Below are 26,363 nucleotides of genomic sequence, written 5' to 3' on the forward strand. Positions count from 1 at the left end.
AAAGAGTATACTGAAAGTAGAATATCCATAATTTTGTACGGATTAAGTGGATAAATTTACATAATTGTAAAGGGAAATCAAAATAGTAAAAAGAATTAAGAAGTAAAAGAGTGAGTATCATGGAATAGAGAAGATTTGTAAGTTATTGCGAAAGCTCTTATAGGAAAGTATAATGTAAAGATATGAGCACAGATAGGATTAAGGGGTCAATCTTATATGCTTTGCATATCCACGACAGGTACATAGCTGAAAAGGGAATTATTAGAATCTGTTTATGTAATTTTTAAGGAAAATGTTTTTCCTATTGTCGTATATGCAATATGGAGAAACAAAAAGCTAGGAGTGGATTTGTTTGATAAAAAACCCCAAGGTTTTAATATTAACTGCACATTACGGTAATGGTCATGTGCAAGTAGCAAAAACATTAGAACAAACATTTCGCCAAAAAGGAATTGAAGATGTTATTGTATGCGACTTGTTTGGAGAATCACATCCATTTATAACTGACATTACAAAATATCTATATTTAAAAAGTTATACAATAGGAAAAGAATTATATCGTTTGTTTTATTACGGGGTAGAAAAAATTTATGATAAGAAAATAGCATCTTGGTATGCGAACTTTGGAAGAAAACGTTTGAAAACACTGTTACAGGTGGAGAAACCTGATATTGTGATTAATACATTTCCAATTATTGCTGTACCAGAATTGAAAAAACAAACGGGGATTTCAATTCCTGTCTATAACGTATTAACGGATTTTTGCGTGCACAAAATATGGATTCATCGAGAAGTAGATCGTTATTTTGTTGCAACGGATTACGTGAAAGAATTGATGGTTGATATCGGTGTACCTGCGGAACAAATTGTTGAAACAGGAATTCCAATTCGGAGTAGTTTTGAGTTAAAGGTAAATTCAGACATCATATATAATAAATATCAGTTATGTAAGAATAAAAAGATTTTACTAATTGTAGCAGGTGCTCATGGGGTATTAGGAAATGTAAAAGAACTATGCCAATCATTTATGTCAGTGCCTAATTTACAAGTAGTTGTCGTTTGTGGAAAAAATGAAGCTTTAAAACATGATTTATTAAGTTTACAGAAGCAAAATTCCGATGCATTAAAAGTGTTTGGGTATGTTGAAAATATTGATGAATTATTCCGAGTTACTTCTTGTATGATTACGAAGCCAGGCGGAATAACATTAAGTGAAGCAGCAGCGTTGCAAGTACCTGTCATTTTATATAAGCCTGTTCCAGGACAAGAAAATGAAAATGCGATGTACTTTGAAAAAAAAGGAGCAGCAGTTGTCATTCGCGATGATAGTGAGGTTTTCGCAAAAACAGAGGCATTATTACAAGATGATGTGAAGCTTCTTCAAATGAAAGAAGCAATGAAAAGCATCTATCTTCCAGAGCCAGCTGGTCATATTGTAGATGCAATTTTGGCAGAAAATCATGCAGAACCGCGTCATATACCTATTAAATCACCTGCTCTTGCACAATCTTTTACTTAATATGAAACCCTCTTTGTATATGTAAAGAGGGTTCTTTATTATTTTCAAAGAAAATTTAGCCAGTTATCCACAAAATAATAGCGCTTTCATTAAACGGTAAAGTCGGAATATTAACAACTATATCCACATTGTCCACAATTTTTAGAAAAATATCCACAATTAAAACAGCTGATATATGCTTTAATATAGAAAAATATTAAGTGTTTTTGAAAATTACTAACAATTGCATCAGTTTTGTGGATAAAGTTGTCCACAGCAAAAAAACCCCTTATGCATAAGCATAAGGGGTCTTTTTACTTACTTCTATCAGTCGAGAAAATTATGTAATGAAAATGAATAATTAGGGGGGAAACTTCTAATTATTCATTTTCACTTTAAATGCTTTTCGAGCGATATCCTGCTGCACGATCTGCTTTTTGAAATTCGCGTTGATAGAGAACTTCTTGTGTACTAGATAATGTGTTTTTTGCTTTATCACGTTTCTTTTTATCCATTACAAATCACCTCGTGTCTTAAAGTTACTATTTATCGTTTCCAAAGACATGAGGGGATATACGCATATGGAAAATGTTAATGATTGATTATCATTTCAGAAAATTTAGATTATGCTTCTTTTAATTGATGAGCATCTTGGAAGGTTGTATCTCGCATTGTAGCAAGTGTGTATTGATCTTTTGGAATTTCATATAAGTTATATACTTCTTCGTTTGCGTTAATTTCATCATATACGGCTTTTCTTGTTTCATTTGCTAGATTCACATATTGCAGTTTTTCTGCAGCTTTAATAGAACGAATATTTATTTTACGAATACGCATGAAAATTGTTTCAATATCTAATTCATAGAAAAGTTCACTAAAAAATGAATCTTTTGCCAATTTATTATAGCCTTTTCCATGATATGGTTTGCCAAGCCATGTCCCGAGAAATCCAGCTTTTTCTTGCACATCAAATAAAGTAATTGTTCCGATAGGGTTACCCCATTCATCTAAAATTGTGCGTGAAATTAATTCACCACGCTCTTCAGCTTCAATCGTTTGTTTCGTTAAGAATAAATATTCTTCATAAGAATAAGCCTTTTGACGCACAAAAGGGAAGACAGCTGGATCCACCATTAACTCGTATAGAACGTGGCTGTCGTGTAAGTCGCGTTTTTTCAACATACTAACTCCTCCTCACACGAGGGTAGCATGACGAAAAAACACCCCACCCTCGAAATTTTTATATCAATCTTTAAAAAATTTCGGGGTGGGAATCGAACCCACTAGAACCAGTTTCTAACGCTGGTGGCGCACCATTTGCCTTCCCCATTCATCAATTTGAAAATGATAATCACGACACAAATTGATTATGGTTTCATTCAGTTTATAATCGTATAATACTTTATCTAGTCAAAAAAATAAACTAGTTTTTTTTATTTTTTTTGTAAATTATTTTTCCATCAATCATAGTTAGTACAGGCTTGGCTAAATAATGGAAAGGATGATGAGTCCATAACACGAGATCGGCGTCTTTTCCAACCTCGATGCTTCCAATTCTATCCTCTAAACGCAAATTTCGCGCTGGGAATATGGTGATTCCTTCTAGTGCTGTTTTCTCGTCTAATCCTTCTCTTACTGCGACAGCGGCACAAATATTTAAATATTGAATGGGTGTATAAGGATGATCGGTTGTTATAGAAACTTCCACACCATTTTTGGATAATATATGGTAAGTATCCCATGTCTTGTTTTTTAGTTCGATTTTAGAACGGCGTGTCAGAGTGGGACCAACTGAAACCTTCAAATTGTGTTTCGAAAGCTCTTCAACAAGAAAGTGTCCTTCTGTACAATGTTCAATACGTAGATCGAGGTTGAATTCCGTTGCAAAGCGTAGCGCAGAACTAATATCATCTGCTCTGTGAGCGTGGATACGTACGGGTATTTCACGACGTAATGCTTTTAAAATAGGAAGCATTCGAAAATCAGCTTCGTGCCCGTAGTGTTGTGCTTCATAGAATGATTCCCGAAGTAACCCCATAATCCCCATACGTGTTATGGATTCTTTTGTTCCATTACTATGGACTTTTTTAGGGTTTTCTCCAAAGGCAATCTTTAAACCAGCAGGTTCTTGAATAATCATATGATCAATACAAGTTCCAGCTGTTTTTATTACACAAGTAGTACCCCCGATAATATTTTGACTGCCAGGCATAACGTGAACGGTTGTAATTCCATTTTGTACAGCGTCTTGAAAGGCGATATCGAGAGGATGGATTCCATCTAAAGAACGAATATGTGGTGTTGAAACTTCAGATGTTTCATTGGCATCATTTCCAGCCCAACCAGTACCTTCATCATAGAGACCAAGGTGAGTATGGACATCAATAAAGCCAGGTAAGAGATGGAGTGCTCGTGCATCTATAACGGTCATATCTTGAGTAGGTTGAATAAAAGGTTTGACCTCGGTAATTCGCTCTCCTGTAACGAGTACATCGCCTTGAAACTTTGGAGATGTAATAGGGTATACAATGGCTTGTTTGAGCAATATTTTCATAGGTACCTCATTTCTGTTACTTTATAATGCTAATGGAAGTTGAGGGAAAGTAACTGAAAGGTTATTTGTATGGTAATGCTTCGGATCCTAGAAAATGAAAGTTTTAAAAGGGCCCATGTAAAATTGTGTTTTAGAAGTACTACATTGTATGCGAAAGTATATTTTGTAATGCATGGTCTATTGCCGGAAATGTGTATTGGTATCCATGTTTAATTGCTTTACTAGGTAATACATGTTGCCCTTCTAGTACAAGTATGCTCATCTCACCTAATAAGGCGTGAAGCATAAATGAAGGGACAGGCAGCCAATGTGGTTTTCTCGTTGCAGCAGCGATGGTCTTTCCAAATTCCTTCATTCTTATAGGTGTTGGTGCTGTCATATTAAGAGGACCATCAATTTCTTTTTTGTGTATGATGAAATCCATCATACGAACGACATCGTCTATATGAATCCATGATAACCATTGTTTCCCAGAACCAATGGTGCCGCCGATATAGAATTGATAGGGAAGTAACATTTTTGGCAAGGCTCCGCCATCTGCACCTAATACAACGCCAAATCTTGTGTAAATTGTTCTTATTCCGAGAGAACATGCTTTAGCTGCTTCTTGTTCCCATAAAAATACTGTTTCTGCTAAAAAGTCATTTCCGGGAGTTTCTTGTTGCTCAGTAAAAGACTCTACTTCAGATGTTCCGTAGTATCCAATAGCACTTGCATTAATAAATGTATGTGGTTTTTTATGGAGTGCCTGCAATTGTTTAATGAGTCCTTTTGTTGTTTGAATTCTACTGTTTAAAATGGCTTTCTTTTGTTTCTTTGTCCATCTACTATTAATAGACTCTCCGGCTAGATTAATAACTACATCAATAGAAGAGAGGGGGAAGGTTTGTAAATCTGGTGTCCATTGAACATACTGAAGGTTAGGGTCGGAAGTTTCAGTAGTTTTTTTTCGTGTGAGGATGTAAACAGTATATCCTTTTTGAACAAAAAAAGTAGAAAGATATTTACCGATAAAGCCTGTACCACCAGAAATTGCGATTTTCACAAGTATTTCCTCCTCATTATATATATTCTTGAAAAGAAAAAATGTTCCTCGACTATGTTAAAATAATAGAGAGGTGAGAGTATGGCTGTCATTACAAAAATAGAAGTACAAAAACGATCGAAAGAACGATTTAATATTTATATTGATAAAGGCCAAGGTGAAGAGTACGGGTTTAGTGTGGATCAAGTAATCTTAATGAAACATGGATTACAAAAAGGCTTAGAAATTGATGAAATAGAGTTAGGAAATATTTTGTACAATGAAGAGGTACAAAAAGCATATTTACAAGCAATCTCCTATTTATCCTATCAAATGAGAACAAAACAAGAAATAGAAGATTTTTTACGAAAAAAAGAAGTGGGACAAGCCATCATCTCTGAAGTCGTTTCGAAATTATTACATGACCGATATATTAATGATAAAGAGTACGCTGTTTTATATACGCGAACGCAAAGTAATGTGAATCGAAAAGGTCCAACTGTTATTAAAAGAGAGTTGTTAAATAAAGGTGTTCAAGATTTACTTATTATGCACAGTTTACAAGAATATCCGAAGGAAAAGCAAATTGAGAATGCCTTGTTTCTCATAGAAAAGAAGAAAAAATCTTATCAAAAGCATTCTTTTTTACAAATGAAGCTAAAGTTAGATGAGATGCTTGTTCGAAAAGGATATTCTAGAGAAGTAATTCAAATTTGTTTGGAAGAATTGAAAGACGAAAGAGATGACGAAAAGCAACAAGAAGCGTTACACTATCATGGGAATAAATATTATGAGAAATATAAGAAGCATGATGGATGGACATTTGAAAACAAGATGAAACAAGCGTTATATAGAAAAGGATTCTCTATTGATGAAATTGAGATATTTTTGCAAATGAAACGCGAAGAGGAATGAGGAGAATAAGATGAATATGCCAAAACGCTACAGTGAAATGACACCGCATGAGCTAAGGGAAGAAATTGGCGCTTTGAAGGAGCAAGCAGTAAAAGCTGAGCAGCTTGGGATTGTCAATGAATTTGATGTATTAATGAGAAAAATGGCAATGGCTCGTGCTTATATGACGGATATAAACAAGTTCCGTATTGGTGAAATATATGAATTAGTAGAAGAACCTGGTGTATTATTTAAAATTACGTATTTCAATGGGGTATTTGCTTGGGGATATAAGCAAAATGATAATGAAGAGATTGGCATACCAATTTCCTTATTGCAAGAAAAATAAAAACCAGAGAGCACATATCTCTCTGGTTTTCATCTTTGGTAGGCGTTAAAGGAGATAGGAGATTCTAAAATTGGCGTTTTTTACATTCATTTGCCAATATAATGAGAGACTGGGTTTGTTGCGTCTGTCCGTTAACTTGCGCTTTCGCATGTTTTGGACGAGTCCACGTATGGTTAAATAATTCAGAACGACTATCTAAGCGATCACGGTAGCTCATCTTTATCACCTCGTGTAGGAAGTTAATTTAATTTGTACTACTCTTCCTGCTGATTTGCAGCACGCATACGTTCTTGTGGGTGCGTGTTAATTGTGCCGTTAGGTCGCTTCGAAGCGAAGCGTGATTTCGCTTTCGGCTGACCGTCGATTTTGCTGTTGTTTTTTGACTCAGACCAAAATTCGGCTTGTTTACCCATTGCGAACGCCCTCCTCCTCATCAGTTGATACCTCTTTAAGAAGTATCACTTATAGAATGTGCAAAACAGAAGAAACTATCCTTTAGAAATGAAGGGATAAATAGGTAAAAGGAGATTAGAACATGAATGATATTTATGAAGCATTAACGAAAGAATTATTAGACAAGAATGACAAGCTTTCTTACGGACAAGCTCGTGCATGGGTTGAATTACTTTGGGAAGATTTTCAAACAACTTATGCAAAATCAGGGCGTTATCAAGGTGAGGAAATGACTGAGCAAGTGGTACGATCATGGATTAATAATCATGGTGTACGCCTTCATGAAATGCGTACAAACAATCCGAAGTATAGTCATTTAATTAATCAAGAAGATCATTTGAAACATTAAAAAAAGCGACTTGAGTCGCTTTTTTTAATGTGGAAGTAATTCCAGTTTTTTTCGAAGTTTTTCTTCACTAAAAATCCATCCTGTATAGGAACTAATAATATTTAAATTATGGTCGAGCTGAACAATCGCGACAAATGGATAATAATCTTTACTTCGATACCGTAAATCAATGAATCGTACTTCGTAATAATGATCATGATCAAAAATATCCCAGCGATATACAGGAGAGAAAGATAGGAAGGCTGAGATGTTTTCATCTTGTTTAGCTGCTCGCATAATATCATTGTCTGGGAACGGTACCCGATCGAACTTGTCATATATCATGATGTTACCACGGTGCCATCTCGCAACGTAGTAATAATCAGCTGTAACGACTGCTAAATGATAATGATAAAATCGGTAAGAAGGAGAAATGATAATCTTTTCGACATTTTTGAAACGTTTGTGTACAACGCTTCTTATATTTCTGTGCATCATAATTCGTCCGATATAGTAAACAATCATTAATATATATGCTGCTAAGGCAGTGTATCCTTTATGAGAACCGACGAGCATGCAAGCAATTGCAAGTATATGGATAAAGAAAATTACGGTATCGAATGTATTAATCACGCCGAGTGCGACCCATTTTTTTGTGAAAGGCCGTAATGCTTGTGTACCATAGGCGTTGAAAATATCTACAAAGACGTGAAGGAAGACTGCAATAAATGACCAAAGTAGTAGATGAAGATATGGAGCGTCTGAAAAGAAGGCGAAAGAGATGCCACTTATAAGGAATGACCAAAGAATTACCGCGGGAATGGAATGAGTAACTCCGCGATGATTTCTTATATATTTAGCGTTATTACGCAATTTTAAAACTGTGTCAATGTCAGGAATGTTGGAACCAGCAATTGTAGCAAGCATAACAGCTTGTGGGCCAATATCACTTTGTGCTATGGCTGGATCTAATGTTGCTAAGCTACCTAAAGTGATACCCATAACAAGGTGAGTGGCTGTGTCCATAGAAATCCACCTCCGTTTTTTATTAATGTAACTCTTTTTATTCGATACCTCAAGTCCTTTGCCTTCAATTTCCTATGTCATCTTACTTAAATTTTTTCCTAAAATCTTTATAATAGTACTTATATGCAAAAAAATGAGGGGGATCAAGTTTGACACTTGAAATACTAAAAAATTTTAATATAGAGCAGTTTCAAAATGATTTAATTGGTTGGTTTGAAGAAGAACAGCGCGACTTACCATGGAGAAAAAATAAAGATCCATACCGCGTTTGGGTTTCGGAAATTATGTTACAGCAAACAAGAGTAGAAGCTGTAAAACCATATTACGCAAATTTTATGGGGAAGTTTCCTACACTTGAAGCGTTAGCGAACGCAGATGATGAAGAAGTATTAAAAGCATGGGAAGGTTTAGGATATTATTCTAGAGCACGTAATTTACATGCGGCAGTAAAAGAGGTAAAAGAAGTATACGGCGGGGTTGTACCGAGTGATGTAAAGAAAATTGAAAAGTTAAAAGGTGTCGGACCATATACAAAAGGCGCTATTTTAAGTATCGCATATGGTATACCAGAGCCGGCAGTTGATGGAAATGTTATGCGTGTATTATCTCGCATTTTATCAGTATGGGATGATATTGCAAAACCAAAGACTCGAAAAGTTTTTGAAGAGATTGTGCGTGAAATTATTTCGAAAGAAAATCCATCTTATTTTAATCAAGGTTTGATGGAGTTAGGTGCATTGATTTGCATTCCAAAAAATCCATCTTGCTTACTTTGTCCTGTACGTGAGCATTGCAGAGGATATGCTGAAGGTGTTCAAAAAGAACTACCAGTAAAAAGTAAAGCGAAAGCTCCTACAATGGTACCGCTTGTTGCAGGAGTACTTCAAACTGAAGATGGTCGTTACGTTATTAATAAACGTCCAAGTAGCGGATTATTAGCTAATATGTGGGAGTTTCCGAATATTGAACTTGGCGAAGGGATTCGAAGTCAGAAAGAACAGCTTATAGATTATATGAAAGAAAAGTTTGAGCTTTCGATTTCTATTGATGAGTACGCAATGAATGTACAACATACATTTACTCATCGTACTTGGGATATATTTGTATTTTACGGAAAAGTAACCGGTGATATTGTTGAAACAGATACATTGAAACTTGTATCGAAAGAAGCATTTGAGCAGTTACCTTTCTCTAAATCGCATCGTACGATTTATGAGAGTTGTGTTGAGAAAATTACAATGCAATAAACAAAAAAGTGTTCCCTAAATTGGGAACACTTTTTTAATCGTAAGAAATTTTTGTCCCATGAGTCCAACTGGCATCACCTTCTTGTAAGCCGCCCCTTGATTCGATCTCTATTACAATTTCTTTATAAATACTTTGCCCTTCCGCATTTAAATAGGGCAAAATCTGTTGTAATGAATGATGAAAATAAGCTAATTCATCTTCTTTCCATTCGTTTTTTGAAAGCATCGTTAGTTCAGTCATATCGCGTCCTATATACATATTTCCACCTCCATTTTCTATAGTTTGAATGAGTAACAAGAGATATATGCGGAATTTTTTTAAAAGAAAATTACGGATAGCTTCTAGTTGAATTGGTTACATTATTGATTGTGGAGGTGAGAAAGATGAGTAAAAAACAACAAGGTTATAACAAGGCAACTTCTGGTGCTAGCATTCAAAGTACAAATGCTAGTTATGGTACAGAGTTTGCAACTGAAACAAATGTACAAGCAGTAAAACAAGCAAACGCACAATCAGAAGCAAAGAAAGCACAAGCTTCTGGTGCACAAAGTGCAAACGCTAGTTATGGTACAGAATTTGCAACTGAAACAGACGTGCATGCTGTGAAAAAACAAAATGCTAAGTCAGCTGCAAAACAATCACAATCTTCTAGTTCAAACGAGTAATGAAAGAAAAACACTTCTCCAATTCGAGAGAAGTGTTTTCTTTGTGTGCGGGTCATTGTAATGAAAAGAAAGTGAACGACATAACTTCTAATAAGTCAACAAATGTTGTCAAAGGAGAAGGAAGTTAAAGATTAGAAATATGTAATTAGGAATAATAACTGATGAAGAAATCCAAAAGGGGGTAAGTAATGAACGATTTTGATAAGTTGGTGGGAGAACAATTGGAAACGATGGATGAGCTGTTAAAATTGCAATCACACTTAGAGAAGTATCAACAAATTGAAATGAATGAAAAAGATACGTGCGATAAAAAAGAACTGCATTTTATCCGTCAGGAAATATATAGAACAGAAGTAGCGTTGAAGATGTTACATGAGAAATTTGAAGAACAAACGAATAGTGTAATCCAATCTTTTACAACTGAAAAAATGATTTCAAATTTAGGATAAGATATATTATTGCCTTCAGGTGAAAAGTCCTTCAAATAGAGAGGGGCTTTTTCTATTACATGTCCTCGTTTATAAATAATACAGTACAATCCTTGTGTTCTGAGAAGATTGGGTATTATTGTATTCAACGATAAACCTCCTGCATATTCAGTGTGGAAAATAGAGTCTTATCCCTTTAGTTTTAAAATTTTGACAAAAAAGTTATAATAGAAGAAAAGTGAATGCCGTTCAAAGGGCATTTGCAGTTGAAAGAAGGGAGCATATATGGGATTTCCCAAAGAAGGAGAAAAAGTACAAATACATAGTTATAAACATAATGGCTCCATTCATAGAATGTGGGAAGAAACAACAATTTTAAAAGGGACACAGAGTCTTGTGATCGGAGCGAATGATCGTACAGTAGTTACAGAATCGGATGGCCGAACATGGATTACGCGTGAACCAGCAATTTGTTATTTTCATGCCAACTATTGGTTTAATGTGATTGGGATGCTTAGGGAAGAGGGCGTATATTATTATTGTAATTTAAGCTCCCCTTTTGCGTATGATTCTGAAGCATTAAAGTATATTGATTATGATTTAGATATTAAAGTGTATCCAGATATGACATATACGCTTCTAGATGAAGATGAGTATGAAAAACATAGTCAAATTATGCAGTATCCACCTGTTATCGATACAATTTTAAAACGAAATGTAGCACATTTAACACAGTGGATTCATCAAAGAAAAGGTCCGTTCGCACCAGACTTCGTAGATATGTGGTATGAACGATATTTAATGTACAGAAATTAAAACAAACCTGCAGGGGGCTTCCCGGCAGGTTTGTCCTATTAGAGGGGGGATTATGTGCAGGGCATAAAAAGATATTTACAATTTGTTAAACCATATCGATGGCTTATCGCTATTACAATTATTATTGGACTAGTTAAGTTTGGTATCCCACTTATTATGCCGTGGTTATTAAAGTATATTATCGATGATGTAATTCAAGGAGGAGGTTCACTTCAAGATAAAACATCTCAATTAATAACAGCGATTGGAATTGCTTTTTTTATTTTTGCGGTATTAAGACCACCGATTGAATATTATCGTCAATATTTCGCGCAGCGTATCGCAAATACAATACTGTATGATTTGCGGAAGTATATTTTTGGTCACTTACAAAAGTTAAGTTTACGTTATTACTCCAATACAAAAACAGGAGAGATTATTTCGCGTGTCATCCATGATGTAGAACAAACGAAGGATTTTGTAATTACTGGTTTGATGAACGTCTGGTTAGATACTGCAACAATTGCTATTGCCATCATTGTTATGTTTTCTATGAATATAAAATTAACATTTGTTGCGTTATTGATTTTACCTATTTATGTAATTGCAGTGAAATATTTTTTCGGACGTCTTCGGAAATTGACGAAAGAGCGTTCACAAGCGTTAGCGACGATGCAAGGGTATTTGCATGAACGTATTCAAGGAATGCAAGTGACACGTAGCTTTGCGTTAGAAGAGTATGAGGGGAAGCAGTTTGAAAAAAGAAATAATGAATTTTTAACGAAAGCATTAACCCATACAAGTTGGACGGCGAGAACATTCTCGGCAGTAAATACGTTAACAGACTTAGGTCCGTTACTTGTGATTGGTTTTGCAGCATATGAAGTAATTCAAGGGCAGTTAACGCTAGGGACGATGGTAGCTTTTGTTGGATATATGGATAGTTTATATAGTCCGCTTCGCCGCCTTGTTAATTCATCTACAACATTAACACAATCTTTTGCATCGATGGACCGTGTGTTTGAACTGTTAGATGAAAAATACGATATTGTTAATGTGCCAAATGCGGTACAAACGAAAAAATTAAATGGAGAAATTGTATTTGATAATGTTTCTTTTCGTTATAATGCAGATGAAAAAGAGATATTACACAACTTGTCATTAACTATGCAGCCTGGAGAGAAAGTAGCGCTTGTAGGAGCGAGTGGGGGAGGAAAGTCATCTCTTGCTAGTTTGATCCCGCGTTTCTATGATGTTTCTGAGGGAGCGGTTTATGTAGATGGGATAGATGTAAGAAAGTATAATATGAGAAATTTACGTAGTAATATTGGAATTGTACTGCAAGATAATTTATTGTTTAGCGATACAATTGGAGCTAATATATTATATGGAAATCCGAAAGCTACAGAGCAAGAAGTGATTGCAGCTGCCAAAGCTGCGCAAATTCATGATTTTATTATAGACTTACCAGATGGTTATAATACTGTCGTTGGAGAACGTGGTGTAAAGCTATCGGGCGGGCAAAGACAACGTGTGGCAATTGCACGAGTGTTTCTAAAGAATCCTTCGGTACTTATATTGGATGAAGCAACTTCGGCATTGGATTTAGAAAATGAAAGGTATATTCAAGAGGCGCTTCAGACGTTAGCTGCTGACAGGACGACGATTATAATCGCACATCGATTAGCGACGATTACGCATGTTGATACGATTATTTACATTGAAGACGGTGAGATTAAAGAGACTGGTTCTCATGAAGAGTTAATGCGAAAAAAAGGATTTTATTACAATTTATATCAACTTCAACATATAACAGAAACAGCTCCTTTAGCATAAAAGGAGCTGTTTTTTTATTCGTCTTCTTTTTTATCATCGATTTGGAGTTCTTTTTCTGGTTTATGGTATGTGTAGAAGCTATCTACAAGTAAATCTAAATGCTCTACTTCTTCACTATAGTTAATAATGGAAGAAATAAGAGGGAAGAGATGTAACCATGTTTTATATGCTTCTTCATCGTCCTTATTTTGATATTCCATAAAGATATCAATTAATTCTTGTTTACCTGTTTCAACTTCATCAAGCATCTCAACAGACTGTTGTTTTTTTGCTTTACCAATAAATTTTAATAAAACTTGTTCATGATAATGCGTTAATGAGTCAAGTTCGTTTTGGATAGATTCCTGAAACTCTTCTGGCATGTAACGCAGTTCGTTTTCAGTACGGTGTAATGATTTTAACGTACTTAAAGCACGGCTTGTTGTCGCTAACATTTGTCTGAATAAAACGAGCTTACGAATTTTTGCGAACTTTACTTTTTTCGTGTAGCTTCTTTCTTCTTTATACAGCAAATAGTAATGGTTTAATTTGATCATTTTTTCTTTCATACGATCAATATCAGTTTTTAGCGTTGTAAAATCAGAAGCTTGCCTGCTATTCATTCGAATCCATTTTACAATTTCTTCAGTATTATCAACGATACGATGATAAAGTTTTGTTTCATATTTCGGCGGCATAAATACTAAATTTACAAGTGAAGCCGCAATAATACCAATCATAATCGTCGCAAAGCGAAGTAAGGCAAAACTAAAGAAATCTTCGCCTTGATACTCCATAATGGCGATAACTGTTACTAAAGCAATTGATATTGTGTTTTCTAATCGTAATTGCAGTGTAAGAGCAATTACTAATATACATGTTAATCCAATAATAAAAGGATTATGTCCAAAAGCAGTAGCAAATGCGATAGCAAATATCGCACCGATTACATTTGCTTGAATTTGTTCAAGTGCGGTTAAATAAGAACGGTATACAGACGGTTGAACAGCAAAGATAGCTGAAATTCCCGCAAATACCGGACTCGGTAATTGAAGTAAAATACAAGCAAATAAAGCTAACGTGATGGCAATACCCGTTTTTAAAATGCGAGCACCAAGTTTCATACCCTTAATAAGATCCTTTCTCTTGTCATAATGAATGTACAACATGATACTATACATTCATTACAATATGTTAGCAAGTGATATTTTAGTGACGTTAAAAGAAATTAGTATTCATTTTATCGCGCTAATTGTGAACAGTAAGATTCCCGCCTCTAAATTCAGTAGCTGGATGCCGGTAAACGCTCAATTGCTGTAGGCTAATCAAAGTTTCACTTTATAATTTTTCCTAATTTCTTTTAAACATCAGTTTTTAGTAAAAAGACCTGCTGAATTTCAGCAGGTCTCAAATTGTTACTATAGATTACTATGAGAAGTGTACTTCGTCAATTTTTTCTTAATAATGAAAATTACTCATGTTACTCTGTTGAGATAGATGGATCTGCCTGTTCTTTTTTCGGGATAATTTCAAAAAACTGGTTCTGTATATCATCTAATAACGGGGTTAACAAAGCAACTTCCTCGTATTGCTCATGCTCGTTTAGTACACGAATATAGTCTAGCAATAATTCAGTTACATCTTTCAAACCATTTTTACTAATTGGTTGTAATGTAACATTTGCCCCTTTTGCGATTCTTCTTTTTAAGGCCTGTTCTGTTAAGCCTAAGTTTGAATCATGACGTAAATAAACAACACCGCCAGTCATGCCGGCGCAAATCCATGGACCAGGGTCACCTAAAACAAGCGCTCGCCCATTTGTCATATATTCAAAAGCAAACCCTTTAATATTGGAGTATGCCCCTATATTTCCGTGCTCTTTTTCACGGAGTGGTTTTGTTATTCTACCTCCAATTATCATGTCTGCCCCAGAAAGGCGAATGCCAGCGCGAGCATCAGCGTTCCCTTGCACGTATAGTGCCCCTTTTTGTGCACCATATCCAAATCCTTTTCCGACAGAACCGTTATAATATACTCCATCTTCTCCTTTTGATTTCGTTATATAAATACCACCACCAAAGGAAGTTTTACCAATGCCATCTTGTGCGCCGCCATTTACGTGTATAAATAAATTTTCACTATTGTAAGCACCTAACCCATTTCCGGGAATAGAACCATTCGTATACTTTAATGTAAGTGGTTCAAGTTGAGTAGCTTCATATAGTTTACTGCGAACGCGATAACATGATTCTAGACCACCCATAACGCGTTGCTCTACACCAACGCCTACTAATTCTTTTGAGTCAGCGGAATGAACGGTTTTAAATTGTTTTTTCGACACATCTTCTGTTTTTGTAACAGATGGATGTTCTATTATTTGTAGTAAATTACATAAGTTTAATAAATTTTCGCCTCGAACTTGCTCTAATAAATCAGAACGCCCAACAATTGCTTGTAAATTTGTATATCCAAGCTGTCCTGTTAATCGTTGTAGTTCTACACCGAAAGAGGTGAATAAATTTAACAGGCCGGCAACTGCGCTTTCTAATTCGCGCGGAACGAAGCGGCGTAATCCGTGTTCTTTTGCTTGTGCTTCAGACTCGATTTGTGTCGCAATTCCAACATGGCAAGTATCTAGATGGCACCCACGGCAAGTAGTACAGCCGATTGCAATCATTGATAGTGTGCCAAATCCAATACGGTTTGCTCCGAGGAGCATGATTTTCAAGGCATCATTTACACTTCGAATACCACCATCTGCCCAAATCTCTACTTTATGTCTCATACTTGCTTCTAATAAAGCGTTGTGAGCGGCTTTAACACCAATTTCTACAGGGAGACCTACATGCTGCAATGCGTGAATACGTGCAGCACCTGTTCCGCCATCGAATCCGCTAATGTTAATAAAATCAGCGCCAGCTTTGGCGATACCGACAGCAATTGTTCCGATATTAGGAACGACAGGGACTTTCACGGCTACTTTGGCAAGTTGATTAGCTGTTTTAATTTCTGTAATCATTTGAGCTAAATCTTCAATTGAATAAATATCATGGTTATTAGAAGGTGAAATTAAATCTGAGCCGATTGTCGCATTACGTGCTTCAGCTATTTTGGCTGTCACTTTTGAACCAGGTAAATGTCCACCTTCCCCAGGCTTTGCGCCTTGACCGATCTTGATTTCAATTAAGTTTGATGAGTTTAGTAGTTCGGCATTTACTCCAAATCGTCCAGATGCCACTTGTTGTCCACGTGTATGTGGGTATTTCCCAATCATATCTTTAATTTCGCCGCCTTCACCGTTCAAGCTAATCATATTTAGCTGATCGGCCGCTTCTGCATATGCGCGAAAGGCGATTTCGTTTTGAGAACCAAATGACATAGAACTAATAATAAATGGTAAATTATGATTTTGAATGCCGATAGATACTTCTTCAGTTGGAACGACATGTTTTGTTTGTTTCGTTTGAACAAGGTGTCTGATTGCGATTGGATTATTCTCTTCTAGTTCACTTAACTTGTCACGGTAATCATCATAAGAATTTCCTTTTGCAACATCGCCAATTGCTTTCCAAATTCGCGGGAATATATGAAATGATTTTCGCATTCTAATTTTAGGATTGTTATAATCCTCTGCTCGTATTTTTGCATCTTCAGTAAGTGATTCAAGTGAAAAAGCTAAATCATTTGAACCGAAGAAATTTGTAATTTGTAATATATTTGCAATTTCTTCATGTAACCCAATAGATGAATAGAGACGTCCGTAACCACGTAACTCATGAATTCCAATTGTTGAAATGACTTTTTCTAGTCCTTTATTAAGTGCATTATACAGATTCGTAATTGGTATTTTTGTTCCATCATTTACAGTCGCGAATAATAAATATGGATTAATACTATCTGCTCCTAATCCATATAGCGTTACAATGTCATGTAAGGAGCGAAGGGCACCAGAACGTATAACGAGAGAACAATTGCGGCGTAATTTATTTTCACTTAATGCTTGATGTACTTTAGCGGTAACTAAATGTGGATCAATCCACAAGCGTTCATTTAGATGGGCTTTTGCGTCATCTAATACTAGTAGAGAAGCACCATTGTTAACAGCAGCTATCGCTTCAGAACTAATGCGGCTTAATGCACATTGCAGAGTTTCTGACGAACTGAATGTAGCAGAGATTGTGGCGATAGAGTTATGAGTCATAAATAGCTCTATGAGTTGTTCATACGTAATTGTGTGTAATTCCTCTGCAATAGGTTGTGCCACGCTGCCTTCTAAAATAATTGGTGAAAGCATTTCAACTACAAATGGCCGTTTTGCGCCGCTTAATAAACTTGGACGCTCTCCAAGTACAGTACGTGTAGAGAAGTGTTCAATTTCACGGTCACGGTCAATTGCAGGGTTTGTAACAACAGCTACACTTTCTTTAATAAAGTCAGCGATATTTCGTCTATCAGTATCGAGTGCGGCAAGTGGTGAGTCATGCCCAAGTGAGCGAATGGGCTCAACGCCTTTTGTTGCCATCTGTTCAAGGAGCTGAATATGTTCTCGGTTCCATCCGAAAGCGACGTATTGTTTCGTTTCAACTTGAACAGAATCACATAGCCCTTGGATTTTTTTCGTTTCAGGGATAGATAAATTTAAATGATAATTGGTAGTATCAATTCGCTTTTTAAGACGGTTATATACTTGGATTTGATATTTGTCATATTCATAAAGAACAAGTTCATCTTGTTCATTCCATTTTAATCCAACCTTTTCTCCAGGGGCGAGTGGTTTTGGTTCTGCTACATATTTAGTTGGTGATACAACTCCAGGTTCAGAAGAGAAAATATAAGAGCTCTCTGTCTCTACTTTCCAGACTGGGCGTAATCCAAGGGAATCAACACTGAAAACAGCTTCATCTTTAAAACGGGAAATGATGCCAGCTGGTCCTTGTGCAAAATGTCCCCATGCTTCACGTATATACGTATATAAATCTTGTAAAGGTGTTTCATAAAGTTTAATTTCATTAATAATTGGAGGGAACAATATTTCCATTGCTTCAAATAAACTGTAGTCGTATTGAACAAGTAGAGTTTCTAAGGTGCGGTTTAAATCTTGAGAGTCACTGCCTCCAGCAGTAAGTGGTACATCAATCATTTCAGCTTGATCGCGTAATTTTGCGATTGTGTTAATTTCACCATTATGTCCGAGAATGCTAAATGGTTGTACACGAAAAAAATTAGATAATGTATTAGTAGAGTAGCGGTTATGTCCTAATGTCATAGTTGAAGCGATAAGTGGATGTTGTAAATCATTATAGTAGGCAACAAGTGTATCACCAGCACCTAGAACTTTATATACAACATGATCACGACTTAATGAAGCAACATGAATTGCTTCGTTTTCCTCTATTTTTATTGTGACAGAAAATAATGTTTGCTCAATATTTGTAATTTCGTTTTCTGCGATAAGGGCAACTTGCCAAAATAAAGGTTCTTCTTGTTTACCAAGTGGACCGAGTGCATCGGAGTTTGTTACATCATCACTTTCGAAAATGATTGTAAAATTTTTGTTGTTTAATTGCGTACGAATATAATCTTTTAAGATAGTAATGTTTTCTTTTTTATTTAGAAAAAAATGTCCAACGATAAAGTGGGGATGATCCACAATCGTTGGATTATATCCGCTACTTTTTAGTTTTTCATTCCAAAGCGCTTTTGGTACATCAATGTGAATGCCGATGCCATCGCCCTCACCATTAATGAAACCAGCTCTATGATTCATTTTGACGAGTGATTGAATGCAAAGGTCAATGTTTTCTTTTGTAGCAATTTTTCGTTTCTCCATAACGGAAACGATTCCACACGCATCGTGTTCTGCATTTCTATAATCTCGAAATAAAGACGGTGTCCATGTATTTTTTGTATTGAGCATCCGTCAATCCCCCCTCTTGTAAAAGTTAGAATAATCTTACTATTTAAGGTGCAAATCACCTTGTACACAGAGATAGTAATGCTGTAAAAGAATATAAAACAGATAATTATGAATAATTATACTATTAATACGGGATTTATGAAATAGAAAAAAGGAAAAAAGAAAGGTGAGCTTTCTTTTTTCCTTTTAATGACGGGATTATTTATTGTCTGCTAGGGCAGCAAATGCTCTGCCGACAGCTTCGATTGTATATTCAATATCTTCTTTTGTATGTTCTGTCGTTAAGAACCATGCCTCGTATTTAGAAGGTGCTAAGTTAACTCCTTCTTGAAGCATAAGCTTGAAGAATTTACCGAACATTTCACCGTCTGTATCTTGTGCGGCATCATAATCTTCAATTGTATTTGTTGTGAAGTATACAGTTAAAGCTCCTTTTAGACGGTTTAATGTAATGTCGATATTATGTTTCGTTGCTTGCTCTAAAATTCCTTTTTCAAGCATTGCACCAAGTTCATCTAATTTCTCATAAAGTCCTTCTTGTTGAAGCACTTCTAGACAAGCGATACCTGATGCCATAGAAGCAGGGTTTCCTGCCATTGTACCAGCTTGGTATGCAGGTCCAAGCGGAGCAACTTGTTCCATAATTTCTTTCTTACCACCGTAAGCACCGATTGGTAAGCCGCCGCCAATAACTTTACCAAGCGCTGTTAAGTCAGGTGTAACACCAAGTAAGTCTTGAGCACCGCCGTACATAAAGCGGAAAGCAGTAATAACTTCATCATAAATTACTAGTGCGCCAGCTTCGTGAACAAGTTCATTCACTTTTTCAAGGAATCCAGGTTTAGGCTCTACAATACCGAAGTTTCCAACGATCGGTTCTACAAGGATAGCTGCTACTTCATGACCCCATTTATCTAAAGCTTCTTTTAAAGTTTCTACATTGTTAAATGGAACGGTAATAACTTCTTGTGCGATACTTTGTGGTACACCAGCTGAGTCAGGAGTTCCTAAAGTAGAAGGGCCAGATCCAGCTGCCACAAGTACTAAATCAGAATGACCGTGGTAACAACCAGCAAATTTCATGATTTTTGTGCGACCTGTATAAGCACGAGCAACACGAATCGTTGTCATCACTGCTTCTGTACCAGAGTTTACAAAACGGACTTTATCTAATGCAGGCATTGCTTCTTTTAACATTTTTGCGAATTTTACCTCTAGCGCTGTTGGTGTTCCGTAAAGTACCCCATTTTCAGCAGCTGTTGTAATTGCTTTTGTTATATGCGGATGAGCATGTCCAGTAATAATAGGACCGTATGCTGCTAAATAATCGATATATTTATTTCCGTCTACATCCCAGAAATAAGCGCCTTTCCCGCGTTCCATAGCAACAGGAGCGCCGCCGCCAACTGCTTTAAAAGAACGAGAAGGACTGTTAACACCGCCAACGATATGCTCTAAAGCTTCTTTATGTAATGCTTCTGACTTTGTGAATTTCACTACAATTCATCTCCTTACAAAAATCTATGTATTATTCTAACATGTTTTTCGAAAAGACGTATTGTTTGTGATAGCGAAGGCAGTTGGGTAAACTATTCGTTGTGACATTTAGGAGGGGGGTCCGATTATGAAATCGGTAATTGAGGTACAAGGGTTACGTAAAGAGTTTACAGCCTATTCAAGTCGTCCGGGCTTAAAGGGTGCATTTCGCGATTTATTAAATCGTAATTATAAAATAGTACCAGCAGTAAATGATGTATCTTTTACTGTAAAGCAAGGTGAAATGGTTGGTTATATCGGTGAGAACGGTGCTGGTAAATCAACAACAATTAAAATGCTTACGGGGATTTTGACTCCGACATCAGGGCAAATCACAGTAAATGGAATGAATCCACATAAACAAAGAGAAGAATTTGTAAGAACAATTGGTGTTGTCTTTGGACAGCGCTCGCAACTTTGGTGGGATATTGCAGTCCAAGAATCGTTTCGTTTATTAAAGAAAGTGTATGGTGTATCAGACGCTCAGTATAAGGAGCATATGGAGCACGTAATTGAAACGTTAGATATAGGGCCTTTATTAGATAAACCAGTTCGAAAATTATCTCTTGGTCAAAGAATGCGTTGTGAATTAGCAGCAGCCTTAATTCATAATCCACCGTTATTATTTTTAGATGAGCCAACAATTGGGTTAGATGTACTTGTGAAATTGAAAATACGTGAATTTTTAAAAGAAATGAACGAACGTTATAAAACAACAATTTTATTAACTACTCATGATATTACGGATATTGAAGCTTTATGTGAGCGTGTTATCATGCTGGATGAAGGAAATATTATGTATGACGGTTCTTTAAAAAATCTTCGTACGCAGTGGGGAGCAGAGAAGGAAATACACTTTCAGTTTGTTGCACCAGTTTCCTATCAGGCTTTATCAATGGTTATGCCAGATAATCATGTTGTTTGGTCGAAAGCGAAAGAGGAAAACGCATGGGTTGCAAAAATTCCGAATGAAGAAGTTGTTATTTCAATGCTTATTTCTAAAGTAGTACAAGCATTTCAAATTAAAGATTTAAAAATTAACGAAGTGTCTACAGAGGAAATTATTCGTAACATTTATGAAGAAGGTATTACGCATGGGTAAGTATATTGAAATGATTCGAATTCGCTTTTTAATGATGCTTGCGTATCGCACAAACTATTATAGCGGGATTTTAATTTATACAATTAATATCGGCGCATATTATTTTTTGTGGCAAGCAATTTATAGCGGAAAAGAGAATATTGAAAGTTTATCTATTTCGCAAATGACTACGTATATCGCAATCGCGTGGATGGCACGTGCGTTTTATTTTAATAATATAGATAGAGAAATTGCGATGGAAATTCAAGAAGGCCGTGTGGCTGTAGAATTAATTCGTCCTTACAACTATTTAGGTATGAAAGTTATGCAAGGTCTTGGCGAGGGGATATTCCGTTTTGCATTCTTTTCCATCCCGGGCATGGTGATCGTTACGCTATTATTTTCATTGCAAATTACAACGAATTTTCAAACGTGGTTATATTTCTTCTTATCTTTAATATTTAGTTTTATTATTAATACACAAATTAATTTAATGACGGGAATGCTTACGTTTTTCTTATTTAATAATAGTGGAATTATGTATGCAAAACGCGTTGTTATTGATTTATTTTCAGGTCTATTATTACCAATTAGTTTTTATCCGTTATGGGCCCAAAAAGCAATGATGTTTTTACCGTTTCAGGCTATTAGTTATATTCCAAGTATGATTTTTTCTGAAGGTATACAGGGGAGTAAGTTGTATGAGGCTTTAGTATTTCAAGTGATTTGGGCAATTGTACTTATTATTCCAATTGTACTCATGTGGAGAACGGCGAGAAAACGTCTAATTGTACAAGGGGGATGATGAGATGCTATATATAAACTTATTTTTACAATATGCAAGTCAATATATAAAAACGAAATTGGAGTATCGAGGCGATTTTATCGTTGGTTTACTTTCTGATTTATCGCTTCAAGCAGTTAATTTAATATTTATTCTCGTTGTATTTGGGCATACACAAGCATTGAAGGGATGGAGTCGAGAAGAGGTAATCTTTATTTATGGTTTCTTTTTAGTACCATTTGCCATCTTTTCAGCTTTCTTTAATATATGGGATTTTAATGATCGATACATTATTAAAGGGGAGATGGATCGTGTATTAACGCGACCGATCCATAGCCTATTTCAAATTATATTAGAAAGAATGGAACTTGAATCTTTAATTGGAGCCATTACAGGGATTGTTGTAATGGGATATGCAGCTGTGGAGTTACAATTATCTTTTTACTGGTATGATTTCTTCTTATTTATATTGATGGTAGGAGGAGGAGCACTTGTATATGGAGGGATATTTGTTACGCTTGCGAGCCTTGGTTTTTGGTCGGATGCGAAAAGTTCAATTATGCCCCTTATGTATAACATAGGTAATTACGGGCGCTATCCTGTTAATATTTATAATCGTGTAATTCGTTTCATTTTAACGTTTGTTTTACCGTTCGCGTTTGTTGGAGTATATCCAGCAGCATACTTTTTAAGAAAAACAGAATGGAATAGTTATGCATTCGCGACGCCACTTGTTGGTGTTATCTGTTTTACGATTGCAATCAACCTCTGGAACCAAGGAGTAAAAAGATACCGTGGCGCGGGTAATTAATTATAGAAGCTTGTTCGTTTCTAAGGGATAAATCAGTCCTCCACCTCATACATATAAAATGAGGTGGAGGACATGTTATGGGGATTTATTCTATTAATTGCAGCAATCGCTATTTTGAAAAGTGTCCAATTATTATGGAGTTCTTATTCAGATTCAACGCGTTTTTTTTCGCTGTATAATTTGGCCACATTATTTTTGATCTATACAACAGTACTGATCGCGTTTGGATTAAGTTACGTTGTATTAGAGGAAATGGGTTTCGCAGTTTTGAAAGAGGACGGAGAAAGTTTGAACGTTCATTCTTTTCAACTCGTTGAAGTTTGTTTATATTTTAGCGCAGTTACTTTATTGTCTGTTGGATATGGTGACATATCTCCGATTGGAATTGGGCGATGGATTGCAATTGCAGAAGCGCTAATTGGATATACACTCCCTTTTGCTTTTGTGATGAGGTCTGTAATAGACAATGAAAAATAAGGAAGCATTTGTTATAGTAAAGGAAAAGAGTAGGAGTGATAACAATGATTACAGTAGGAGAAATGGCACCAGAATTCACATTAGAGGGAAGTAACGGAGAAGAAGTTAGCCTAGCTGATTTTCGCGGTAAAAATGTAGTTCTCTATTTTTACCCGAAAGATATGACGCCAGGATGTACAACTGAAGCATGTGATTTTCGTGATGCGTATGGAGTATTTCAAGAGAAGGATACGGTTATTCTTGGAGTAAGTCCTGATTCAGCGAATAGACATTTGAAATTCATTGAGAAACATGAATTGCCATTTACACTTTTAGTAGATGAAGATCATAAAGTAGCAGAGTTATACGATGTTTGGAAGTTAAAAAAGAACTTTGGGAAAGAGTATATGGGAATCGAGCGTTCTACATTCCTTATTAATAAAGACGGTGAACTTGTAAAAGAGTGGCGTAAAGTGAAAGTGAAAGGACATATTGAGGATGTTCTTTCTTATATAAAATAAATCTACGTTGGAGATAAAATATGCAGAAACAAGGCAAGTGTCTATACATATTTTACTGCCTTACATAAAGTGGAAGTGTAGGGCATACCTCCTCAGATGATAGTATTCCAAGTGCGATTATGTCGCACTTTTTTCTATGTAATATATGAAGAAAAAGGGAAAGATACATAAAAACAAGTCCTGAATATAAAAATAAACCACATACTTATAGTAGAAATATTGACGATTTATAAGAAAAGGAGTACACTCTTTATAAGAATTATAAAATAATAATCCGTATAGAATCGGGGTGCATGACGGTGGTCAAAGAAGAATTAAAAGAAGCGCTAGAAATGCTGAAAAATACGGGTGTACGCATTACTCCACAGCGTCATGCTATTTTAGAGTACCTTGTGGAATCAATGACGCACCCAACAGCGGATGATATTTATAAAGCATTAGAAGGTAAGTTTCCAAATATGAGTGTTGCAACTGTCTATAATAACTTACGTGTGTTTAAAGAGGTTGGACTTGTAAAGGAATTAACTTATGGAGACGCTTCAAGTAGATTTGATTATGTTACAAGTCAACATTATCATGTGATTTGCGAAAAATGTGGTAAGATTGTTGATTTTCCTTATGGAGGCTTGGAAAAGCTGGAAGAGGAAGCTGCGAAAACGACAGGCTTCGTTATCAATAGTCATCGCTTAGAAATTTATGGCGTTTGTCCAGAGTGTCATAAGGCGTAATATATAATAAAGAAAGAGGCTGACGGCTATACGTCAGCCTCTTTCTTTATTATATAAGGATTAGCGTGAGGTTAATCGGGATTTACAGTGCTAAGTTAGTAAGAAGGGTTAGATAAAAGTTTGTCGAATTTACTTTGTATTGGTGGAAATGAATTCTTGGAGGGGACATTTTGAAGAAATATGAGATTAAAAGTGACATTCCAACATTGGAAGAATATAAATATTTATGTGATTCTGTGGGATGGACTAATTATATGAACTTTGAGGTGGTGGAAATATCACTTCAAAATTCGATTTACTGTATAACAGTCAAGGATAATAATCAAATCATCGGCATGGGCAGAATTGTTGGTGATGGGGCTATCTATTTCTATATTCAAGATATAGTGGTTCATCCAGAGTATCAAAAGAATGGTATTGGAAAGAAAATAATGAATACTTTAGTAGAATACTTAAATCAGAATGCTCCAGATAAAGCATTCATTGGTTTGTTTGCGTCGCAAGGGAAAACGTCATTCTACGAAAAATATGATTTTAAAGATTATTCGCCTAACATGACAGGGATGTTTACTGTTATTTCGAAAAAATAGGTGTAATAAATTTAATAAAACAATTAAAAAGTTGATTTCTTAATAAATCAACTTTTTAATGAGTTGAAACGTTTGTAGTGTTGCAAACTCGTATTTCCCTTGATACTTATGATTTATAACTCTTCTTGTTATACTTTTCATCAAATTCTTTTCCTTCTAGATCTCGATCTAGTGTTAAAGGTTGATTGCAGTGCATACATGCATCGACACGGCCGAGCATTTTTGTTGGCTTATCACAGCTTGGACAAATAATTTGGATAGTCTTAGTAGATAACATACCAATCCAAAAGTAAACGACAGTGCTAGCGATAACAGCTAAAAAGCCAACCATCATAAAAGTTGTCATGATAATAATGTTTTCGCGGAAAAAGACACCTAAGTATGCAATGAAGAGGCCGATAAATACTAAACTTAATGCAAAGGTCCGGATTTTATTGATTTTGTTTGAATACTTAATGCTCATTCTCACCACACTCCTATAATAATAATATAACATAAAATTTAGAATTTTCACTCTTGTGTAACTTGATAAAGAGATAAGATATGAAATGGATAGGAGAGGAGCCATGAAGAATGAATGGGTGCTATAATGATTTTTAAGTTTTTAACGGGATGTGAAATTTTTTTGTAAAAAGTATTGACCCTGTATATACTGCATGATATATTAATAACCGTCGCTGATGCGGAAACGCAGAAAACGACAAAAAAGAAATTGAAAAACTTAGTTGACATTGAAAAATGAAGATGTTAACATAAGGAAGTCGCAAATGAGCGACCAAGTAGTTCTTTGAAAACTGAACGAAACAAACAACGTGAAACGTCAATTTTTATTTTTAGATGCTAGACAAACTAACTTTATTGG

At 35.6% G+C, this 26,363-nt stretch carries 28 protein-coding genes; 16 read left to right on the top strand and 12 right to left on the bottom strand.

Annotation, left to right across the window (positions count from 1 at the left end):
- Positions 1 to 352 precede the first annotated feature (352 nt).
- The gene (locus H6481_RS10430; protein ID WP_053565322.1) at positions 353 to 1,519 is read left to right on the top strand and encodes a diglucosyl diacylglycerol synthase; all 1,167 of its coding nucleotides are present in this window, start codon (positions 353 to 355) and stop codon (positions 1,517 to 1,519) included.
- 374 nt (positions 1,520 to 1,893) lie between these two features.
- Here H6481_RS10430 and H6481_RS10435 read toward each other — a convergent pair whose 3' ends face one another.
- The 4 genes from H6481_RS10435 to H6481_RS10450 all read right to left on the bottom strand — a co-directional run bounded on the left by H6481_RS10435 (position 1,894) and on the right by H6481_RS10450 (position 5,097).
- Entirely contained in the window at positions 1,894 to 2,013 is a 120-nt protein-coding gene (locus H6481_RS10435; protein WP_000358482.1) for a YfhE family protein, read from the bottom strand.
- Positions 2,014 to 2,122: 109 nt separating this feature from the next.
- Positions 2,123 to 2,680, bottom strand: a complete 558-nt coding sequence (locus tag H6481_RS10440; RefSeq protein ID WP_000914737.1) for a GNAT family N-acetyltransferase — start codon at positions 2,678 to 2,680, stop codon at positions 2,123 to 2,125.
- A gap of 241 nt (positions 2,681 to 2,921) precedes the next feature.
- Entirely contained in the window at positions 2,922 to 4,052 is a 1,131-nt protein-coding gene (locus H6481_RS10445; protein WP_000698297.1) for an amidohydrolase, read from the bottom strand.
- Positions 4,053 to 4,191: 139 nt separating this feature from the next.
- Entirely contained in the window at positions 4,192 to 5,097 is a 906-nt protein-coding gene (locus tag H6481_RS10450) for a TIGR01777 family oxidoreductase (RefSeq protein WP_053565321.1), read from the bottom strand.
- An 81-nt stretch (positions 5,098 to 5,178) separates the two neighbouring features.
- On the opposite strand from H6481_RS10450, the gene recX reads away from it, so the two are divergent.
- Both recX and H6481_RS10460 read left to right on the top strand, forming a co-directional pair.
- Positions 5,179 to 5,991 carry a recombination regulator RecX gene (gene recX / locus H6481_RS10455; protein WP_000268513.1) on the top strand — a complete coding sequence of 271 codons (813 nt, stop codon included), beginning with the start codon at positions 5,179 to 5,181 and terminating at the stop codon, positions 5,989 to 5,991.
- Between the two features lie 10 nt (positions 5,992 to 6,001).
- Positions 6,002 to 6,319 carry a YfhH family protein gene (locus H6481_RS10460; protein ID WP_001057023.1) on the top strand — a complete coding sequence of 106 codons (318 nt, stop codon included), beginning with the start codon at positions 6,002 to 6,004 and terminating at the stop codon, positions 6,317 to 6,319.
- Between the two features lie 64 nt (positions 6,320 to 6,383).
- On the opposite strand, the gene H6481_RS10465 is transcribed toward H6481_RS10460, so the two are convergent.
- A complete protein-coding gene (locus tag H6481_RS10465; RefSeq protein WP_000122093.1) occupies positions 6,384 to 6,536 on the bottom strand; it encodes a YpzG family protein in 153 nt (50 codons plus the stop codon).
- A 37-nt stretch (positions 6,537 to 6,573) separates the two neighbouring features.
- A complete protein-coding gene (locus H6481_RS10470; RefSeq protein WP_000517891.1) occupies positions 6,574 to 6,732 on the bottom strand; it encodes a small, acid-soluble spore protein K in 159 nt (52 codons plus the stop codon).
- 122 nt (positions 6,733 to 6,854) lie between these two features.
- Here H6481_RS10470 and H6481_RS10475 point away from each other — a divergent pair, with 122 nt between their 5' ends.
- Positions 6,855 to 7,121 carry a YfhJ family protein gene (locus H6481_RS10475; protein ID WP_000998159.1) on the top strand — a complete coding sequence of 89 codons (267 nt, stop codon included), beginning with the start codon at positions 6,855 to 6,857 and terminating at the stop codon, positions 7,119 to 7,121.
- Between the two features lie 24 nt (positions 7,122 to 7,145).
- Here H6481_RS10475 and H6481_RS10480 read toward each other — a convergent pair whose 3' ends face one another.
- Positions 7,146 to 8,126 (bottom strand): metal-dependent hydrolase, encoded by a 981-nt coding sequence (locus H6481_RS10480; RefSeq protein WP_000379115.1) that lies wholly within the window; start codon positions 8,124 to 8,126, stop codon positions 7,146 to 7,148.
- Positions 8,127 to 8,275: 149 nt separating this feature from the next.
- On the opposite strand from H6481_RS10480, the gene mutY reads away from it, so the two are divergent.
- Positions 8,276 to 9,373, top strand: a complete 1,098-nt coding sequence (mutY, locus tag H6481_RS10485) for an A/G-specific adenine glycosylase (protein WP_000171383.1) — start codon at positions 8,276 to 8,278, stop codon at positions 9,371 to 9,373.
- Between the two features lie 34 nt (positions 9,374 to 9,407).
- Here the strand turns inward: mutY and H6481_RS10490 are convergent, their stop codons facing one another.
- Positions 9,408 to 9,632, bottom strand: a complete 225-nt coding sequence (locus H6481_RS10490) for a hypothetical protein (protein WP_000275439.1) — start codon at positions 9,630 to 9,632, stop codon at positions 9,408 to 9,410.
- 125 nt (positions 9,633 to 9,757) lie between these two features.
- Here H6481_RS10490 and H6481_RS10495 point away from each other — a divergent pair, with 125 nt between their 5' ends.
- From H6481_RS10495 to H6481_RS10510, 4 genes are all read left to right on the top strand, one after another.
- Positions 9,758 to 10,039 carry a gamma-type small acid-soluble spore protein gene (locus H6481_RS10495; RefSeq protein ID WP_000039034.1) on the top strand — a complete coding sequence of 94 codons (282 nt, stop codon included), beginning with the start codon at positions 9,758 to 9,760 and terminating at the stop codon, positions 10,037 to 10,039.
- Between the two features lie 188 nt (positions 10,040 to 10,227).
- Complete coding sequence (locus H6481_RS10500) at positions 10,228 to 10,488, top strand: YgaB family protein (RefSeq protein WP_000997586.1); 261 nt, start codon at positions 10,228 to 10,230, stop codon at positions 10,486 to 10,488.
- Between the two features lie 264 nt (positions 10,489 to 10,752).
- Positions 10,753 to 11,283 carry a DUF402 domain-containing protein gene (locus tag H6481_RS10505; protein WP_000506627.1) on the top strand — a complete coding sequence of 177 codons (531 nt, stop codon included), beginning with the start codon at positions 10,753 to 10,755 and terminating at the stop codon, positions 11,281 to 11,283.
- A 54-nt stretch (positions 11,284 to 11,337) separates the two neighbouring features.
- A complete protein-coding gene (locus H6481_RS10510; RefSeq protein ID WP_001161604.1) occupies positions 11,338 to 13,098 on the top strand; it encodes an ABC transporter ATP-binding protein in 1,761 nt (586 codons plus the stop codon).
- A 14-nt stretch (positions 13,099 to 13,112) separates the two neighbouring features.
- On the opposite strand, the gene H6481_RS10515 is transcribed toward H6481_RS10510, so the two are convergent.
- The 3 genes from H6481_RS10515 to hemL form a co-directional block, all read right to left on the bottom strand.
- On the bottom strand, positions 13,113 to 14,201 hold the full coding sequence (locus tag H6481_RS10515; RefSeq protein ID WP_000765787.1) for an aromatic acid exporter family protein: 1,089 nt from the start codon (positions 14,199 to 14,201) through the stop codon (positions 13,113 to 13,115).
- Positions 14,202 to 14,557: 356 nt separating this feature from the next.
- Entirely contained in the window at positions 14,558 to 18,994 is a 4,437-nt protein-coding gene (locus H6481_RS10520; RefSeq protein WP_182811641.1) for a glutamate synthase-related protein, read from the bottom strand.
- A 198-nt stretch (positions 18,995 to 19,192) separates the two neighbouring features.
- The gene (hemL, locus tag H6481_RS10525; protein ID WP_000673245.1) at positions 19,193 to 20,491 is read right to left on the bottom strand and encodes a glutamate-1-semialdehyde-2,1-aminomutase; all 1,299 of its coding nucleotides are present in this window, start codon (positions 20,489 to 20,491) and stop codon (positions 19,193 to 19,195) included.
- A 127-nt stretch (positions 20,492 to 20,618) separates the two neighbouring features.
- Between hemL and H6481_RS10530 the strand changes: the two genes are divergently transcribed.
- The 7 genes from H6481_RS10530 (at position 20,619) to H6481_RS10560 (ending at position 25,501) form a co-directional block, all read left to right on the top strand.
- Positions 20,619 to 21,632, top strand: coding sequence for an ATP-binding cassette domain-containing protein (locus tag H6481_RS10530; RefSeq protein WP_000843653.1), 1,014 nt, complete (start codon positions 20,619 to 20,621; stop codon positions 21,630 to 21,632).
- A complete protein-coding gene (locus tag H6481_RS10535) occupies positions 21,625 to 22,416 on the top strand; it encodes an ABC-2 family transporter protein (RefSeq protein WP_000521519.1) in 792 nt (263 codons plus the stop codon). Before H6481_RS10530 ends, H6481_RS10535 begins: the two co-directional genes overlap by 8 nt.
- A gap of 4 nt (positions 22,417 to 22,420) precedes the next feature.
- Positions 22,421 to 23,206, top strand: coding sequence for an ABC-2 family transporter protein (locus H6481_RS10540; protein WP_000965774.1), 786 nt, complete (start codon positions 22,421 to 22,423; stop codon positions 23,204 to 23,206).
- Positions 23,207 to 23,278: 72 nt separating this feature from the next.
- Positions 23,279 to 23,683, top strand: coding sequence for a potassium channel family protein (locus tag H6481_RS10545; protein ID WP_000964345.1), 405 nt, complete (start codon positions 23,279 to 23,281; stop codon positions 23,681 to 23,683).
- A 44-nt stretch (positions 23,684 to 23,727) separates the two neighbouring features.
- The gene (gene bcp / locus H6481_RS10550; protein WP_000633711.1) at positions 23,728 to 24,183 is read left to right on the top strand and encodes a thioredoxin-dependent thiol peroxidase; all 456 of its coding nucleotides are present in this window, start codon (positions 23,728 to 23,730) and stop codon (positions 24,181 to 24,183) included.
- A gap of 299 nt (positions 24,184 to 24,482) precedes the next feature.
- On the top strand, positions 24,483 to 24,911 hold the full coding sequence (gene perR / locus H6481_RS10555; RefSeq protein WP_000237829.1) for a peroxide-responsive transcriptional repressor PerR: 429 nt from the start codon (positions 24,483 to 24,485) through the stop codon (positions 24,909 to 24,911).
- Between the two features lie 170 nt (positions 24,912 to 25,081).
- On the top strand, positions 25,082 to 25,501 hold the full coding sequence (locus H6481_RS10560) for a GNAT family N-acetyltransferase (protein WP_000759744.1): 420 nt from the start codon (positions 25,082 to 25,084) through the stop codon (positions 25,499 to 25,501).
- A 106-nt stretch (positions 25,502 to 25,607) separates the two neighbouring features.
- Here H6481_RS10560 and H6481_RS10565 read toward each other — a convergent pair whose 3' ends face one another.
- Positions 25,608 to 25,964 (bottom strand): YgzB family protein, encoded by a 357-nt coding sequence (locus tag H6481_RS10565; RefSeq protein WP_000025058.1) that lies wholly within the window; start codon positions 25,962 to 25,964, stop codon positions 25,608 to 25,610.
- Positions 25,965 to 26,363 lie beyond the last annotated feature (399 nt).

The organism is Bacillus sp. ME78, from assembly GCF_903970865.1.
In the GTDB taxonomy this organism is placed as follows: Bacteria; Bacillota; Bacilli; order Bacillales; family Bacillaceae_G; genus Bacillus_A; species Bacillus_A cereus.

What these genes read in the sequence shown, in the direction of transcription:
- H6481_RS10435 (WP_000358482.1), bottom strand. Translation starts at nt 2,013, where the DNA reads ATGGATAAAAAGAAACGTGATAAAGCAAAAAACACATTATCTAGTACA.
- H6481_RS10440 (WP_000914737.1), bottom strand. Translation starts at nt 2,680, where the DNA reads ATGTTGAAAAAACGCGACTTACACGACAGCCACGTTCTATACGAGTTA.
- H6481_RS10445 (WP_000698297.1), bottom strand. Translation starts at nt 4,052, where the DNA reads ATGAAAATATTGCTCAAACAAGCCATTGTATACCCTATTACATCTCCA.
- recX (WP_000268513.1), top strand. Translation starts at nt 5,179, where the DNA reads ATGGCTGTCATTACAAAAATAGAAGTACAAAAACGATCGAAAGAACGA.
- H6481_RS10460 (WP_001057023.1), top strand. Translation starts at nt 6,002, where the DNA reads ATGAATATGCCAAAACGCTACAGTGAAATGACACCGCATGAGCTAAGG.
- H6481_RS10465 (WP_000122093.1), bottom strand. Translation starts at nt 6,536, where the DNA reads ATGAGCTACCGTGATCGCTTAGATAGTCGTTCTGAATTATTTAACCAT.
- H6481_RS10470 (WP_000517891.1), bottom strand. Translation starts at nt 6,732, where the DNA reads ATGGGTAAACAAGCCGAATTTTGGTCTGAGTCAAAAAACAACAGCAAA.
- H6481_RS10475 (WP_000998159.1), top strand. Translation starts at nt 6,855, where the DNA reads ATGAATGATATTTATGAAGCATTAACGAAAGAATTATTAGACAAGAAT.
- H6481_RS10480 (WP_000379115.1), bottom strand. Translation starts at nt 8,126, where the DNA reads ATGGACACAGCCACTCACCTTGTTATGGGTATCACTTTAGGTAGCTTA.
- H6481_RS10490 (WP_000275439.1), bottom strand. Translation starts at nt 9,632, where the DNA reads ATGTATATAGGACGCGATATGACTGAACTAACGATGCTTTCAAAAAAC.
- H6481_RS10495 (WP_000039034.1), top strand. Translation starts at nt 9,758, where the DNA reads ATGAGTAAAAAACAACAAGGTTATAACAAGGCAACTTCTGGTGCTAGC.
- H6481_RS10500 (WP_000997586.1), top strand. Translation starts at nt 10,228, where the DNA reads ATGAACGATTTTGATAAGTTGGTGGGAGAACAATTGGAAACGATGGAT.
- H6481_RS10505 (WP_000506627.1), top strand. Translation starts at nt 10,753, where the DNA reads ATGGGATTTCCCAAAGAAGGAGAAAAAGTACAAATACATAGTTATAAA.
- H6481_RS10515 (WP_000765787.1), bottom strand. Translation starts at nt 14,201, where the DNA reads ATGAAACTTGGTGCTCGCATTTTAAAAACGGGTATTGCCATCACGTTA.
- H6481_RS10520 (WP_182811641.1), bottom strand. Translation starts at nt 18,994, where the DNA reads ATGCTCAATACAAAAAATACATGGACACCGTCTTTATTTCGAGATTAT.
- H6481_RS10530 (WP_000843653.1), top strand. Translation starts at nt 20,619, where the DNA reads ATGAAATCGGTAATTGAGGTACAAGGGTTACGTAAAGAGTTTACAGCC.
- H6481_RS10535 (WP_000521519.1), top strand. Translation starts at nt 21,625, where the DNA reads ATGGGTAAGTATATTGAAATGATTCGAATTCGCTTTTTAATGATGCTT.
- H6481_RS10540 (WP_000965774.1), top strand. Translation starts at nt 22,421, where the DNA reads ATGCTATATATAAACTTATTTTTACAATATGCAAGTCAATATATAAAA.
- H6481_RS10545 (WP_000964345.1), top strand. Translation starts at nt 23,279, where the DNA reads ATGTTATGGGGATTTATTCTATTAATTGCAGCAATCGCTATTTTGAAA.
- bcp (WP_000633711.1), top strand. Translation starts at nt 23,728, where the DNA reads ATGATTACAGTAGGAGAAATGGCACCAGAATTCACATTAGAGGGAAGT.
- H6481_RS10565 (WP_000025058.1), bottom strand. Translation starts at nt 25,964, where the DNA reads ATGAGCATTAAGTATTCAAACAAAATCAATAAAATCCGGACCTTTGCA.